The sequence below is a fragment of the Cystobacter fuscus genome, from assembly GCF_044360685.1.
Lineage (GTDB): Bacteria > Myxococcota > Myxococcia > Myxococcales > Myxococcaceae > Cystobacter > Cystobacter fuscus_C.
This window is the reverse complement of sequence record NZ_CP043491.1, coordinates 3,374,469-3,388,631: the sequence shown is the minus strand read 5'-3', so window position 1 is coordinate 3,388,631 and position 14,163 is coordinate 3,374,469. Positions and strand designations below refer to the sequence as shown.

Sequence of the window (14,163 nt, the reverse complement as noted above, 5' to 3'; positions counted from 1 at the left end):
CCGGGGCGCGTTCGGGCGTAGAGCAGACCGCGTGAAGACGTCCCCTCCTCCGCAGTCCGCTGCCCCCGCGAAGGTCCTGTCCGTCGTGGAGCTGCGCAAGCAGTACGGCGCCACCGTCGCCGTCGACGGGCTCTCCTTCGACGTGGGCCGCCATGAGATCGTCGGGCTGCTCGGCAGCAACGGCGCGGGCAAGACGACCACCATCAACATGGTGCTCGGGTTGCTCGAGCCGAGCTCGGGCTCCATCCACATCGAGGGCGTGGACCTGGCGCGGCACCGCACCCGGGCGCTCGCGCACACGAACTTCGCCGCCATCTACGCGCCGCTGCCCGGCAACCTCACCGTCCAGCAGAACCTGCGCACCTTCGGCCTGCTCTATGGCGTGAAGCGGCTGTCCGAGCGCATCGAGGAGCTCCTCACCCAGTTGGACCTCACGCGCTTCCGCGACGTGCGCTGCGGGGTGCTCTCCTCGGGAGAGCAGACGCGGGTGACCCTGGCCAAGGCCCTCATCAACCGCCCCGCCCTGCTGCTGCTCGACGAGCCGACCGCGTCGCTGGATCCCATGACGGCGCGAGACATCCGCGCCCGCATCCGGGACTTCGCCTCCCAGGGCCAGGGCGGCGTGCTGTGGACGTCCCACAACATGTACGAGGTCGAGGAGGTGTGCGACCGGGTGCTCATCGTCTCGCGCGGGAGGATCGTCCTCCAGGGAGACCCCCGGGCCCTGCCCGGCCAGTACGGCAAGGCCACGCTCGAGGAGCTGTTCATCACCGTGGCGCGAGGGGAGCCGTCATGAATGCCTCCCGTGTCACCGCCATCGTGATGCGCCAGTTCTACCTCTTGAGGGGCAGCCCCGCGCGCATCCTCCCGCTCTTCATCTGGGTGGCCATCGACGTCGTGCTGTGGGGCTTCATCACGCGCTACCTCAACACCGTCACCGCCTCCGGCCTGGACTTCGTCACCTCGCTGCTGGGCACGGTGCTGCTCTGGAACTTCCTCACCCGCGCCATGCAGGGCGTGACGATGGCGTTCTTCGAGGACGTCTGGTCACGCAACTTCCTCAACCTCTTCGCCACCCCGCTGTCGACCTCCGAGTACATCAGCGGCCTGGTGCTCTCGAGCATCGCGACGAGCAGCATCGGCCTGGTCGTCATGGTCGCCGTGGCGGGCGCGGCGTTCGGCCTGTCGCTGTTCACCTACGGCGTGCTGCTGCTGCCCTTCCTGCTCGTGCTCTTCCTGTACGGCATCGCGCTCGGCGTCTTCGGCAGCGCCGTGGTGCTGCGGCTCGGGCCCGCCGCCGAGTGGCTCATCTGGCCCATCCCCGCCATCGTGTCGCCCTTCGCGTGCGTCTTCTATCCCCGCGCCACGCTGCCGGAGTGGATGCAGCTCCTCTCGCTGCTCTTCCCGCCCTCCTACGTCTTCGAGGGCATGCGGGCGGTCGCCACGGGCGGCCCCTTCTCCGGCACGGCGCTGCTCGTGGGCGTGGGGCTCGCGCTGCTCTGCCTGCTGCTCGCCTGCGTCTTCTTCCTCCTCATCTACCGGGAGGCGCTGCGCTCGGGCCGCGTCGCCCGCTACAGCGCCGAGAGCGTGAGCTGAGCCTCCCGGCAGGAAGCCAGGGCGGGCGTCCCACCGAGCGCTTTCCGGCCAGCCACCCGGCGGGCGGGCGCTGGGGGGGTGAAGGGCTTGCTCATGGATGGATGTGTGACGGTGAACGGTTCACCTCCGAGTCCGGATGGCCCGGACAGGAGGCCTCATGCACCGACTGTACGCCCTCGCGCTCGGCGCGATGACCGTGGCACTCACCCTCACCGCGAGTGGTGCGAGCGCCGCGAAACTGACGCGCGAGCCCTACCTGCAGCGGGTGGGACCGGACACCGCCACGGTGGCCTTCCGGCTGGACACGGCGTGTGCCCCCACGGTGCGCTATGGCACCCATGGGAGCATGGAGCTGTCCGTCACCGCGCCCACCTCCCAGACGCGGCAGGCCGTGGAGCTGAGCGGCCTGGAGCCCGGCACCGAGTACACCTATGTCGTGGACGCCTGCGGCTCGCGCACCAGCCCGGTGACGTTCTCCACCGCGCCCGTGCCCGGCACCCGCAGCGTGCACTTCACCACCGTGGGCGACTTCGGCTCGAACAACCAGGATCAGCGCGACGTGGCCCGGGCCATGCTCGGCCGCAAGCCGCAGCTCTTCCTGGCGCTCGGGGACAACGCCTACGAGATGGGCACAGAGGCCGAGTTCCAGCACAACCTCTTCGAGCCCATGGCTCCGCTGCTCGCGCAGGTGCCCTTCTTCGCCGTCCCGGGCAACCACGAGTACGAGACCAACAAGGGCCAGCCCTACTTCGACAACCTCTACCTGCCCACCAGCCAGAGCGGCGGCGAGTACTACTACTCCTTCGACTGGGGCTTCGTGCACTTCGTGGCGATCGACTCCAACTGCGCCATCGGCCTGTCCTCGGCCGACCGCTGCACCTTCGAGGCGCAGCAGCAGTGGGTGGAGGAGGATCTGGCCGCCAGCACCGCCCCCTGGAAGATCGTCTTCTTCCACCACCCGCCCTGGAGCAGCGGGGATCACGGCTCGCAGTTGAAGATGCGCCGGGAGTTCGCCCCCCTCTTCGAGAAGTACGGGGTGGACCTGGTGCTCACCGGGCATGACCACAACTACGAGCGCACCCACCCCATGCGCGGCAATGAGGTGGCTCCCTCGGGCGCCACGGACCCCGTCTACCTCGTGGTGGGCAGCGGCGGCGCGAAGCTGCGCGAGCTCAGCATCGCGAGCAAGCCGTCCTGGTCGGTGCTGCGCAACAACTCGGACCACGGCTACCTGGACGTGCGGGTCGAGGACGGGACGCTCACCGCCCAGATGCTCACACCCTCGGGCAAGGTGATGGACAGCTTCACCCTCACCAAGGACCTCCCGCCCGAGCCCACGTCCCCCACGCAGCCCGCGCCCCCCCCGGGCACGCCCCCCACGACGACCCCGGCGCCCTCGCCGGGCCAGCCGCCCATCGAGGGAAGCACCCAGTCCCCCCCGGGGGTGGTGCCAGACCTGGGGGACCCGAACAACCCGGCCGAGCCCCTCCCGGGCTGCTCGGCCACCCCGGCGATGACGCTGCTGCCGGCCGGGATGTGGGTGCTCGCCAGCGCCCTGCGCCGCCGTCGGCGCTGACCGGGAAGGCGGGGGCGGCCCCCCTCGGCGCCCGGGAAGGCCCCCGGAGCGCCTCCGCCCCCGTCTCCGCCCTTGTCATCGAGCGCCCGGGATGCGATGCGCCTGCGTGCCGACAGCGCGCGCCCGCCCACCCCGGGCCTCCGGAGTCTTTCATGAAGAAGAACCCCCGCCCCTCCCCCAGGGCCCCCCAGTCCCGCCGTAAGCCGCCCGCCGCCGCGGAGGGTGTTCGCGCGATCCGCCCCGTGCGCGAGGATCTCGTCCTCCAGGCGTGCCTGGAAGCCTATGGCTTCATCCGCCAGGAGGGCCGCATGGCGGACCGGGCCCTGGACTACACCCTGCGCCACAAGAAGAACCTCTACTCCAACGAGCGCCGCGCCGTGGCCGAGCGGGTGTACGCCCTGCTTCGCCGCCAGCGCACCGTGGACTTCCTCCTCGAGCACGCCTACCCGGGCTTCGCCCGCCTGGACCGCACGCGCCAGGACGTGCTGCGCCTGGCCGCCTCGCGCGTGCTGCATGGCGAGTCCCTGGAAGAGGTGGAGCACTCGGCGGTGCAGTCCGGCCTGGGCGCGGGCGCGCTGTCCGGGCTCGCGCGGGCCGCCCGGACGTTGGAGGCACTGCCCCCGGACAAGCGCTTCCCCATCGCCGCCTCGCTGCCGGACTTCCTCGCGGCGCGCTTCCGCGAGGCGTTCGGCCCGGACGCCGAGCGCGCCGCCGAGGCGATGAACGAGCGCGCGCCGCTCACCGCCCGCGTCAACGGCCTCAAGGGCGACCGCGAGCGGGTGCGCGAGCTGCTCGAGAAGGAGGGCGTGAGCACCCAGCCCACCCCGCTGTCGCCGCTCGGGCTCATCCTCGACACGCGCACCAATGCCTTCTCGCTCGAGGCGTTCCGCGACGGCGCCTTCGAGCTGCAGGACGAGGGCAGCCAGCTGTTGGGCATGCTCGTGGACGCGCCGCCCACCAAGGTGGTGGACGCGTGCGCGGGCGCGGGCGGCAAGACGCTCCAGCTCGCCGTGCAGATGAAGAACCGGGGCGACCTGTACGCGCTGGACGTCGAGGAGGGGCGCATGGAGGATCTGCGCAAGCGCACGCGCCGGGCGGGCGTGCACAACGTGCGCACCCAGCTCATCCCCGTGGATGGCCCCGAGGTGGATACGGCGCTCGCGCCCCTGATGGGCAAGGCGGACCGGGTGCTGGTGGACGCGCCGTGCAGCGGCACGGGCACCCTGCGCCGCAAGCCGGACGCGCGCTACCGCCTCACCCCCGAGATGCTGGCCGATCACGTGGCACGGCAGAAGCGGCTGCTCGAGCGCTTCTCCCGGCTGGTGAAGCCCGGCGGGCGGCTCATCTACGGCACGTGCAGCGTGCTGCCCGAGGAGAACGAGGCCGTGGTGGAGGACTTCCTCTCGCGGCACCCGGATTACACGGTGCGTCCGGTGGCCGAGGAACTGGGAGCGGAGCTGGGGGCCAAGGTGAGCAAGGGCCCCTACCTGCGGCTCGCCCCGCACCTGCACGGCACGGATGGATTCTTCGGGGCCATCCTCGTGCGCGCGAAGTAACCTCTTCCGGGCGCAGTCCCTGGAGGGAAGGCAATGCCGGAAGCGGTCCACTATCGCGTCTCGATGCTCCGCCCGCACGCGCACCTCATCGAGGTGGAGGCCACCTTCCCCGCGGCGCCGGAGCCGCTTTCCGCGGTGCTGCCGGTGTGGACGCCCGGCAGCTACCTGGTGCGAGAGTTCGCGCGCCAGCTCCAGGACGTGAGCGCCACGGGCCCCGGAGGCGAGCCCCTCGCGGTGCGGCGCGTGGACAAGCGCACCTGGCGTGTGGAATCAGGGGGCCGGGCGGTGACGCTGCGTTATCGCGTCTACGCGCACGAGCTGTCGGTGCGCACCAGCCACCTGGACGGCAGCCACGGCTACTTCAACGGCGCCACGCTCTTTCTCTACACCGAGGCCACGCGCCACCTGGAGCACCACGTCACCGTGGAGGCCCCCGAGGGCTGGCGGACCTTCACCGCGCTGGAGCGCCGGGGCGAGGCGTTCGTCGCGAGCGACTACGACGAGCTGGTGGACAGCCCCTTCGAGGTGGGGCCCCACACGCCGCTCACCTTCACCGCCGCGGGCGTGCCGCACGAGGTGGTGGTGTGGGGGGACTCGGTGCCGGATGCCTCGCGCCTGTGCACGGATCTCCAGCGCGTGTGCGAGGCCCAGGCGCGGCTGTTCGGCGGGCTGCCCCACCGGCGCTACCTGTTCCTCGTCTACCTCACGGACAAGGGACGCGGGGGCCTGGAGCACGGCGCGTCCACGGCGCTGCTCTTTCCGCGCGTGGGCCTGCAGAGCGCGCGGGGCTGGGAGGACTTCCTCACGCTCGCGGCGCACGAGTACTTCCACCTGTGGAACGTCAAGCGGGTGAAGCCCCGGGCGCTCGTGCCCTTCGACTACTCGCAGGAGAACTACACCTCGCTCCTGTGGGCCTTCGAGGGTGTCACCTCGTACTACGACAACCTCTTCGTGCTGCGCGCGGGGCTGATGAGCGCGAGCCGCTACCTCACACGCCTGGGCGAGACGCTCTCGGCGCTCCAGGCCACGCCGGGCCGCAAGGTGCAGACGCTGGCCGAGTCCTCGCTCGTGTGCTGGGTGAAGCACTACCGTCCGGACGAGCACTCCCCCAACAGCGCCATCTCCTATTACCTCAAGGGCGAGGTGGTGGCGGTGTTGTTGGATCTGGAGCTGCGCCGCCTCACCGGCAACGCGCGGGGCCTGGATGACCTGATGCGGCTGTTGTGGAAGCGCTACGGAGACGGCTCCGGCGTGCCGGAGGAGGGCGTGGAGGCGGCGGCCGCGGAGGTGGCGGGGCAGGACCTGTCGGCCTTCTTCGACCGGGCGCTGCGCAGCACCGAGGAGCTGGACCTGTCGCCCTTCGCCCACGTGGGCCTGGAGGTGCGGCTGCGCCCGCGCGAGTCCACGAATGACCGGGGTGGCAGCCCGCCGCCGCGCACCAAGGGAGAGGGCCGGCCCAAGGGGTGGCTGGGGGTGGTGCCCAAGGGAGGCGCCACCTTCTCCGCGGTGCTGGAGGGCTCGCCCGCGCAGGAGGCAGGGCTGTACGTGGACGACGAGCTGGTGGCGCTCGACGGCTGGCGCGTGGACACCGGGGCGCTGCTCACGCGCTGCGAGGACAAGTCCCCCGGGGACACGGTGCGCGTCACGGTGTTCCGCCGGGACAAGCTGGTGGAGGTGCCCGTGGTGCTCGGCCAGAAGCCCGCGGATGCCGTGTGGCTCGCGCGTATGGACAAGCCCACGGACGCGCAGAAGGCCGCCTACCAGGCGTGGCTCGGCACGCTGTGGGAGGAGCCGGGGTAGTCACCTCAAACACAAGTCAAGAGGGACAAGAGCGTCTTTCACATCGATGCTGGTCCAGAAACACTTGTCTCATAATCTGTATCAGCAAGAGGCTCGTATTCTGGAGAGGAAAGGGCACGAAAATCCTCTGGCCAGGGAGCAGTCAACTGACAAAGCAAACGCTGCTGAGTCGGCGACGATACCGGGTTGACTCTTTCCACCCTGACATTGACGGGCAGCTTCCGGTCCCTCAGACTGGAAATATCGGCACAATAATAACGAGGTACCCAACCCAACAAATAGTTATCAAACTCCGTACGGAGCATCAATGAATTTGAATCAAACTCATTCTGCCAATCCGAAAGCAGGAGCAAGCGTTCGTCCAATTGGCATTTACTGACTCGTACCTGCGACTCAAACGGAACATACCGAACACCATGTACGAAAAATTTAATAAGATAATTCTGGTCGCCGGCCTCCGACTGATGCCTCAACGGAGCAGGAAATACTTCGAAGGAATCGGTGGCTCGGCGCCCACCGCTTCGGGCGAGGATCTGAAGTGGTTCTGGAGGCGACTCAGAGTCCCGCCTCAGGCCCAGCCGCTCAATGTAAGCAGCGTACTCCTCACGATTTGACGACATCAGCCGATTTTGAAACAGCGGGAATAATCTATCGGAAAGATAGCGCCGTTCTGGTTCCATGAAGCCCAGAATCGGCTGCATGCTGGCGCTTCGCCGGGCCTCTTCGTACCCTCTCGTATAGATAAATTCGTACAGGCCGTCGGGCAGACGACGCAGACGTCCAACGACGAACCAGCGCCTTGAGTGCAATGAGTCCTGCCACGCAAGATAGATGACGGGAGTCTGATCAATCATTGCCATTCCTCGACCAAGCATCCAACAGGCGAGCGCGATTAGACATAATGACTTGGTATGCAAAATTTCGATGAGTCGCCGAGATCAAACTGGCCGGCACCTGATGGAGTGTTCTGTAAATGAAGGCGCCATCAGTTGTACCCAATCGAGACAACCAGTAGTCTCGCGCGGCAGGCCGCTGCATTGCCGCATGAAAAAAGGCATCCACCGTTTTCATAGGTCGCTTGGGACTCAACGGATTGAAGAGAGCGGAAGTACATTTTGCAGCATAAATACCAACAGTAACCCGAGGATCTTTGCCCTCAAGACGCAACTTTGCCCTTTCCTCTGGCTCGTTCCGCCCCATGGAACTACCATGGTCGTAGGTGGGCGAAAGCAGTCGCTGCTCACCACGTTGAACGACAGCCCAATTCTCATGGTGCCGATCGCTGTTTCCGATCCAAGCATCGAAAAGCAGATACCCAAGAAAGAGATCCATCCCATCGAAGGATTGGGGCAAACCGTCCGGGCGTTCACTCCAAACATCAACATGAAACCGCTCAAAAGCAGATGCGACAGCCTCGATGGTATGTTGAGAGATATGAAAACGGCCCGCCATCGGGTAACTTGTATCGAGTTCGAACAGGAGCTCGTTGCCATGAACCAAACGGTCTCCCCGCTGCAAGAAGGAACGTGAGATGACGCCGGGTTGTCCGTCACAACTTGCAAGCTCGACCTCGGCGTGAGGAAGGCCGAGATGACCTGCAAGCACTGCGGCCACTTTTTCCGACCAGTCCTCATTCTCTCGTCCACGCTTGAACAGCCATGTCTTCGCGTCGAGACTGAACCAGAATTTTGATTTTGAGCCTAACTGTTCGTCATAACGCTCCTCAAAAGGAACGCTAATCTCCCTGATTGGAAATTCGTCTTCACTACTCATGGCTCATCCCGCAGGCTCGAAACGGCCAGTGAACCGGAACCCGGACACCTCGGTCCCCTTCTGTCCACATCCTGACGGCTCTAGCCGACGTGCGGAGCCACGGAGTGAGGGACGATTTTGTACAGGTCGGGTTCATCAGGCGGCAACCTACCACGGGCCTCTGTCTCCCCATCAAAGAGGGGCTCCGTCATCGGAGAGACAGAACAACCTTAGCCGGTCCTTCTTCGGGACGCAGGGAAAACATCCAATATTTTCAGGCGGTTACACAAACATAACTGAAGTGACGTTCAAGGTCAGAGCCCTCCCGGCTCGTCGTGATGGAGGGCTCGCCCGCCTGGGAGGAGAGGCTGTACGCGGGCGATGGTAGCCGCCGGGACAAGCTGGTGGAGGTGCCCGTGGTGCTCGGCCAGAAGCCCGCAGATGCTGTGTGGCTCGCGCGCATGGACAAGCCCACGGACGCGCAGAAGGCCGCCTACCAGGCGTGGCTCGGCACGCTGTGGGAGGAGCCGGGGTAGCAGGCCACGTTCCCGAGTCCCCAGTGGGTGACTTGAGATGTTTGGTTCTTCTTGCTGACTCATGAGGTCATCCTTATGATGACTTCATGGGTCATGACCTAAGCAACGGCCATGGGTGGCCGTCATGAACGGGTCGAAGCGCAAGGCCACCTTCGCGGACCTGGAGGCCGTCCCTCCCAACAGTGTGGGGGAACTCGTCGATGGCGAGTTGTACGAGAGTCCCCGCCCAGCCCCGCTCCAAGCAAGAGCGGCCTCCCGGCTCGGAATGCTGCTGGGAAGGCCCTTCGATCTGGGAGAGAAGGGCCCCGGAGGCTGGGTCATCCTGAGCAAGCCCGAGCTGCACCTGGGGAGCGACGCCCTGGTTCCGGACCTCGCCGGTTGGCGCCGAGAGCGCATGCCGGAGATACCCCACACGGAGGCCTTCACCCTGGCTCCCGACTGGGTCTGAGAGGTGCTCTCTCCCTCCACGGCGGTGCTGGATCGAGAGAAGAAGATGAAGGCCTATGGCCGCGAGGGTGTGAGCCATCTGTGGCTGCTGGATCCCCTCCAACGCACCCTGGAGGTCTACCGGATGGAGCATCGGCGCTGGAGCCCACGAGGCCTCTGGAGCGGAGGCGCCACCGCGCACGCCGAGCCCTTCTCGGTGCTCCCGTTGAAGCTCGCCACGCTCTGGGAGCGGTAACCCAGGCGTCGCCCGGTCTAGAACTTGCTATCCGTGGTGCCGCCACGGTGAGCACCCCCTTCCCTCCCCGAGACCGTGGTCGCGGGGACACGGATGGCAAGGCTGGCATGACACGGCGGACACGGAATGAGGACAGGCCACCACGGTGGGGGCAATGGCCGGTGCTCGCGGGTCTGCTCGGCGCGCTCGCCTCGCCGGTGGCCTCCGCTGAAGGCCCGCGCGTCATCCTGTGGGCCTGGGAGCGTCCGGAGAATCTCCGCTTCCTGAATCCCTCACAGGCCGAGGTCTCCTTCCTCGCGGCGACGGTGGACCTCACGGAAGAAGCGTTCTCCGTCCGCCCCCGCCGCCAGCCGCTCTACCTGCCCCCGGGCCTGCGCCCCCGGGCCACGGTGCGCATCGAGATGCGCCAGGGCGGCTCACTCGCCCATGTGGCACCGGAGCTTCGTCAACGGCTCGTCGAGCGGCTCGTCACCATTGCCCAGGGGGTGAAGGCAGCCGCCCTGCAAATCGACTTCGACGCACGCGAGTCCGAGACCGAGGCCTACCTCACCCTGCTCGGGGAGCTGCGCGGCCGGATGCCCCCGGGACTGCCGCTGTCCATCACCGCCCTCGCCTCCTGGTGCGGCTCCGGCAGCTGGCTCGCCCGCGCGCCTGTGGACGAGGTGGTGCCCCAACTCTTCCGCATGGGCCCCGACGACGTCCGGCATTACGAGCGCGCCCAGCGCGGCTTTGCGCCTCCCTGCGCTCGCAGCGTGGGGCTCGCGCTCGACGAATGGCGGGCGCCTCCCGCGAGCGCCTCCACCGTCTACCTCTTCAACCCGCGTCCGTGGACCGCCACCGCGTTCACGGAGGCCCACTCGAAACTGAACCCATGAAGACCTTCCTCCCCCTCCTGCTCGGAGTGGCTCTCCTCACCCTGCCCGGACGCGCGGACGCCTGTGGCCCCGATTACAGAGAACCCTTCTTCGTCCACTCCACCCACCCCGACCGGCCCTTCTCCACCTATGCGGAGGGACACCTCGGCATCCTCCAACCGACGTACCGTGCCATGTACCTGGCCTACGCCTACCGGACGATGCTCGGGGTGCCCACCACCCCTCGGGAACAACAGGCCCTGCTGGAGGGCTGGTCCCGTGAGCAGGGGGACTCGGGGAGCTTGAGGGAGGTCAACGACCCAGAGAGCCCGACGCTCCGGGCGTGGCGCCAGGCCCGCGCGGAGCTGCCCCAGGAGACGCCCTCGACGCCCGAGGTCCTGGAGGCGGACAGCCGGGACTATGCCTCGTACGTGCGCATCAACGAGGATGCCCTGAAGCACGCCGCGGAGACGGCCCGGACGCTCGCGCGGCTCTGGAAGAAGCGCCCGGCCCTGCTGCGCGAGTGGCTCCGCGCCCAGGACGTCGTCTTCGGCGCCTGCGCCCCCCTGCCGGACAGGGAGGAAGGCCTGGACGAGGGACTGACGCCGGCGGAGCGCTCCCGCCGGGCCGCCGAGCGCGCGTACCAGGAGGCCGCGCGCCTGTTCTACTGTGGAGACTTCCCCGCCGCTGCCCAGGCCTTCCAGGCCATCGCCGCGTCGCCGGACTCTCCCTACCGGAACATGGGCCTCTACCTCGCCGCCCGAGCCCTCGTGCGCCAGGCCATGCTCGCGAGGAAGGACGGAGAGGGCAGCACCCAGGCCATGCAGGAGCCCTCCTTCCAGAAGCCGTTCCGCGAGGCGGAGAAACTGCTCGGCACGGTGCTGGCCAATCCCAAACAGCGCGAGGCCCACGCGCCCGCGCGCCGGCTGCTCGGCTTCATCCGCTATCGGCTCGCTCCCGAGCAGCGGCGGTGCGAGCTGTACTCTCTCATCCTGGAGAAAGGCACGGGCACGGCGCTCGAGGCGGAGTTGATCGACTTCACCCATCTCTTCTCTCCCGAGAGGACCTGCCCGGGACTCAAGGGCGATGCCGCCGACCTGGAGGTGTGGCTGCGGACGACCTGGGCGCCCTACGAGTACACCCTCCCGGAGAAGAGCCCGGACAAGGACTATGAAACCGCGCTCGCGCGATGGAAGAAGACGTCGCGCCTGCCCTGGCTCGTCACGGCGTTGATGAAGGCCCGGCCCGACTCTCCCGGACTGGCGGAGCTCTTGGAGGACGCGGGCAAGGTCCCCGCCAGCGAGCCCGTGGGCGTGACGGTGGCCTACTACTCCGGGCACCTGCTGCGGGAGCTGGGCCGCGCGGACGAGGCACGCCAGCGGCTGGCCCGGGTGACGCCGGAGATGACGGCGGAGCAGGTGTCCACGGACAACCTCCTGCGGCGGGAGCGGCTGCTGCTCGCGACGAGCTGGGACGAAGCCTTCCGCAACCTGACCCGGCGGGTGGCGGGCGAGACCGGCTATGACATCGGGTACAGCGACGCCATCCCCGTGCCCCCCAGCAAGCGGCCGATCTACTTCGACACCGACGCCCGCTCCGTGCTGGGTCCGGTGCTCACCGCGCGGCGCATGCTGGAGCTGGCACGAGGCGACGCGCTGCCCCCGGGCTTGCGGCGGCAGGTGGGGTGGGCGGCGTTCACCAAGGCCACGGTGGTGGGCGACGACGAAACGTTGCAGGCGGCCGCCCGGGCACTGGCGGAGACGGAGCCCACCGCTCGGGAGGAGCTGCTGCGCATCGTGGGCCGGCCCACGCCCGAGGACCGGCGCTTCGACGCCCAGGTGCTCGTGATGGGACTGCCCCTGCTCTCGCCCTTCCTCGAGCCAGGCGCCGATCGCTACTGGTCGGCGGACCCGAAGCTCAACCTGACGGTGGACGAGTCCCGAGCGCGCAACTGGTGGTGCGCGCCGCCCATGCCGAAGGAGGGCTCCTCTCCGCTCGCCTTCGTCCCCGAGGAGGAGCGCCAGGCCGCGCTCGCCGAGAGGAAGCAGCTGGTGGAGGCCGGCAACTCGGTGTCCTGGTTCGGCCGGGTGGCGGTGGAGTGGGCCCAGGCGCATCCGGAGGATCCGCGCTCGCCCGTGGCGCTCTACCGGGTGGTCCGCGCGAGCAAGCGGGGTTGTGGGGGTCAGAATACGAAGGAGGCCACGGCCGCCTTCCGCCTGCTGCACCAGCGCTACGCGAAGTCGGACCAGGCCAAACGCGCCCCCTACGTGTATTGATCGCTTGGGGTTGGCATAGGATTCCGCCCGGGAGCCCGCTCATGCCACCCCTGCCGCCCGCCCGCTGCAACCGCCACCCCACCGCCACCGCCGGTTGGCGCTGCGTGGGGTGTGCCTCCTTCCTCTGCCCGGAGTGTGTCGAGGCCCGGCGCATCTCCACCGTGGACCTGATCGCCTGCCGCGTCTGCGGAGAGCGGGCCGAGACACTGGTCGTCCACCGCTCGCGGCAACAGCCGCTCGAGGAGCGGATGCGCACCGCGGTGCGCTACCTGCTCAATCCTCACTCCCTGGCCATGCTCCTGGCCATCGGGACGCTCCTCACGCTCCTCACCTTCCTCACCCGGGCGTCGTTCATCCTCGCGCGGCTGGCCCCGGCGGTCCTGCTGTACGGCGTCTTCTGGGGCTGCTTCTTCGCCATCCTCCGGGCGAGCGCCCGGGGCGAGACCGACCTCCCCCTGCCCGAGTACAACGATCTCATCTCCGACTGGCTCCTGCCCTCGCTGCGCGGCCTCTTCGCCACCAGCGCCGTGTGGCTCCCCTTCGGCGTCTACCTCGTCTACTTCAGCGGCTGGGACGCGCACGCGTACATCGTGCGCCTGTTCGACGATCCCATGTTCTACGCGACGGGCACCTTCCACGCCCTGCCCTGGGAGCCACTGCGAAAGGACCCCATCGTGTGGGTGCTGGGACTGGCCGGCCTCGTCTACCTGCCGATGGGCCTCATCCAGGGAGCCATCGGCGCCCCCTTCCTGGAGATGCTCAACCCCGTGCGCGGCGTGCGCGCCATGCTGCGCCTCGGGCGCGACTACACCACCACGCTGGGCGTCCTGTTCGTCCTGGGGCTCGCGGGGCTGGTGACGTACACCCTCGGCGCGAGCGTGCGCGCCCTGGACCTGGGGCTGCTGACGCGCTGGCTCGCCGAGCTCATCGAGCTGCCCGTGCCCCTGTTGATGGCGCACGTGCTCGGGCTGCTGCTCTACACCCGGGGAGATGCCCTCGGGTACGGGGCGCCCTCCGAGTACCTCACCCCCGTGCTGCCCGGCGCGGCCCCGAGCACCACCCTGCGCGTGGAGGGCCTGAACCTGCCCGAGGCGCGGAGTGCCCCGCCGCCCGAGCTGCGCATCCAGGAGCTGACCCAGGCCGTCAGCACCCGCGACATCCCCCGCGCCCTCGCGCTCTACGCCGAGCTGCACTTCCTGCCCCGCGCCGCCCTCCCCCCCGCGGTGCACCTCTTCGTCGGACAGGCGGCGGCGAGCCAACAGGAGCATGCCCTCGCGGTACGGGCGCTGGAGGCCGCCGCGGACTCCGCCCCGGAGGATCCACTCGCCCCCCGCGCCCTGGTGCTCCTGGCGCGCGTGCTCGGCGAGCGCATGCAGGAGCCGGGGCGGGCCCAGGAGGTCTACCGCTACATTGTCGAGCGCTACCCGGACACGGACGCCTCGCGCTTCGCCCGGGTCCGACTTCCGCCCACCTCCTGACAGGTCCGCTTGCGCCCGGCCCCGTGCGTGCGCACTCCCTGTCCATGCACCGAGCAC

At 68.4% G+C, this 14,163-nt stretch carries 12 protein-coding genes and 1 pseudogene; 11 read left to right on the top strand and 2 right to left on the bottom strand.

Annotated features, from left to right (window positions below):
* Positions 1-31 precede the first annotated feature (31 nt).
* The 5 genes from F0U63_RS13970 (at position 32) to F0U63_RS13950 (ending at position 6,528) form a co-directional block, all read left to right on the top strand.
* Entirely contained in the window at positions 32-796 is a 765-nt protein-coding gene (locus tag F0U63_RS13970; protein ID WP_395846394.1) for an ABC transporter ATP-binding protein, read from the top strand.
* The gene (locus F0U63_RS13965) at positions 793-1,596 is read left to right on the top strand and encodes an ABC transporter permease (RefSeq protein ID WP_395846393.1); all 804 of its coding nucleotides are present in this window, start codon (positions 793-795) and stop codon (positions 1,594-1,596) included. Before F0U63_RS13970 ends, F0U63_RS13965 begins: the two co-directional genes overlap by 4 nt.
* 157 nt (positions 1,597-1,753) lie before the next feature.
* Positions 1,754-3,172 carry a purple acid phosphatase family protein gene (locus tag F0U63_RS13960; protein ID WP_395846392.1) on the top strand — a complete coding sequence of 473 codons (1,419 nt, stop codon included), beginning with the start codon at positions 1,754-1,756 and terminating at the stop codon, positions 3,170-3,172.
* Positions 3,173-3,324: 152 nt separating this feature from the next.
* Positions 3,325-4,728 carry an RsmB/NOP family class I SAM-dependent RNA methyltransferase gene (locus F0U63_RS13955; RefSeq protein ID WP_395846391.1) on the top strand — a complete coding sequence of 468 codons (1,404 nt, stop codon included), beginning with the start codon at positions 3,325-3,327 and terminating at the stop codon, positions 4,726-4,728.
* A 33-nt stretch (positions 4,729-4,761) separates the two neighbouring features.
* Positions 4,762-6,528 carry a M61 family metallopeptidase gene (locus F0U63_RS13950; protein ID WP_395846390.1) on the top strand — a complete coding sequence of 589 codons (1,767 nt, stop codon included), beginning with the start codon at positions 4,762-4,764 and terminating at the stop codon, positions 6,526-6,528.
* A gap of 38 nt (positions 6,529-6,566) precedes the next feature.
* Here F0U63_RS13950 and F0U63_RS13945 read toward each other — a convergent pair whose 3' ends face one another.
* Positions 6,567-7,382 carry an HIRAN domain-containing protein gene (locus F0U63_RS13945; protein WP_395846389.1) on the bottom strand — a complete coding sequence of 272 codons (816 nt, stop codon included), beginning with the start codon at positions 7,380-7,382 and terminating at the stop codon, positions 6,567-6,569.
* Positions 7,375-8,301, bottom strand: a complete 927-nt coding sequence (locus F0U63_RS13940) for a HipA domain-containing protein (RefSeq protein WP_395846388.1) — start codon at positions 8,299-8,301, stop codon at positions 7,375-7,377. The genes F0U63_RS13945 and F0U63_RS13940 overlap by 8 nt, the downstream gene beginning before the upstream one ends.
* Before the next feature lie 314 nt (positions 8,302-8,615).
* Between F0U63_RS13940 and F0U63_RS13935 the strand changes: the two are divergent.
* The 6 genes and pseudogenes from F0U63_RS13935 to F0U63_RS13910 all read left to right on the top strand — a co-directional run.
* Positions 8,616-8,816, top strand: a pseudogene (locus tag F0U63_RS13935) (M61 family peptidase); the annotation flags it as partial.
* 124 nt (positions 8,817-8,940) lie between these two features.
* Positions 8,941-9,264 (top strand): Uma2 family endonuclease, encoded by a 324-nt coding sequence (locus tag F0U63_RS13930; RefSeq protein WP_395846387.1) that lies wholly within the window; start codon positions 8,941-8,943, stop codon positions 9,262-9,264.
* A 3-nt stretch (positions 9,265-9,267) separates the two neighbouring features.
* Entirely contained in the window at positions 9,268-9,498 is a 231-nt protein-coding gene (locus F0U63_RS13925) for a Uma2 family endonuclease (RefSeq protein WP_395846386.1), read from the top strand.
* A gap of 161 nt (positions 9,499-9,659) precedes the next feature.
* A complete protein-coding gene (locus F0U63_RS13920) occupies positions 9,660-10,373 on the top strand; it encodes a DUF3142 domain-containing protein (RefSeq protein ID WP_395846385.1) in 714 nt (237 codons plus the stop codon).
* Complete coding sequence (locus tag F0U63_RS13915; RefSeq protein ID WP_395846384.1) at positions 10,370-12,628, top strand: hypothetical protein; 2,259 nt, start codon at positions 10,370-10,372, stop codon at positions 12,626-12,628. Before F0U63_RS13920 ends, F0U63_RS13915 begins: the two co-directional genes overlap by 4 nt.
* Before the next feature lie 41 nt (positions 12,629-12,669).
* On the top strand, positions 12,670-14,106 hold the full coding sequence (locus tag F0U63_RS13910; protein ID WP_395846383.1) for a tol-pal system YbgF family protein: 1,437 nt from the start codon (positions 12,670-12,672) through the stop codon (positions 14,104-14,106).
* Positions 14,107-14,163: the final 57 nt, after the last annotated feature.

Bases quoted from the DNA above. Each gene is read 5' to 3' on its own strand.
- F0U63_RS13965 (WP_395846393.1), top strand. From the start codon at position 793: ATGAATGCCTCCCGTGTCACCGCCATCGTGATGCGCCAGTTCTACCTC.
- F0U63_RS13960 (WP_395846392.1), top strand. From the start codon at position 1,754: ATGCACCGACTGTACGCCCTCGCGCTCGGCGCGATGACCGTGGCACTC.
- F0U63_RS13955 (WP_395846391.1), top strand. From the start codon at position 3,325: ATGAAGAAGAACCCCCGCCCCTCCCCCAGGGCCCCCCAGTCCCGCCGT.
- F0U63_RS13950 (WP_395846390.1), top strand. From the start codon at position 4,762: ATGCCGGAAGCGGTCCACTATCGCGTCTCGATGCTCCGCCCGCACGCG.
- F0U63_RS13945 (WP_395846389.1), bottom strand. From the start codon at position 7,382: ATGATTGATCAGACTCCCGTCATCTATCTTGCGTGGCAGGACTCATTG.
- F0U63_RS13940 (WP_395846388.1), bottom strand. From the start codon at position 8,301: ATGAGTAGTGAAGACGAATTTCCAATCAGGGAGATTAGCGTTCCTTTT.
- F0U63_RS13930 (WP_395846387.1), top strand. From the start codon at position 8,941: ATGAACGGGTCGAAGCGCAAGGCCACCTTCGCGGACCTGGAGGCCGTC.
- F0U63_RS13915 (WP_395846384.1), top strand. From the start codon at position 10,370: ATGAAGACCTTCCTCCCCCTCCTGCTCGGAGTGGCTCTCCTCACCCTG.
- F0U63_RS13910 (WP_395846383.1), top strand. From the start codon at position 12,670: ATGCCACCCCTGCCGCCCGCCCGCTGCAACCGCCACCCCACCGCCACC.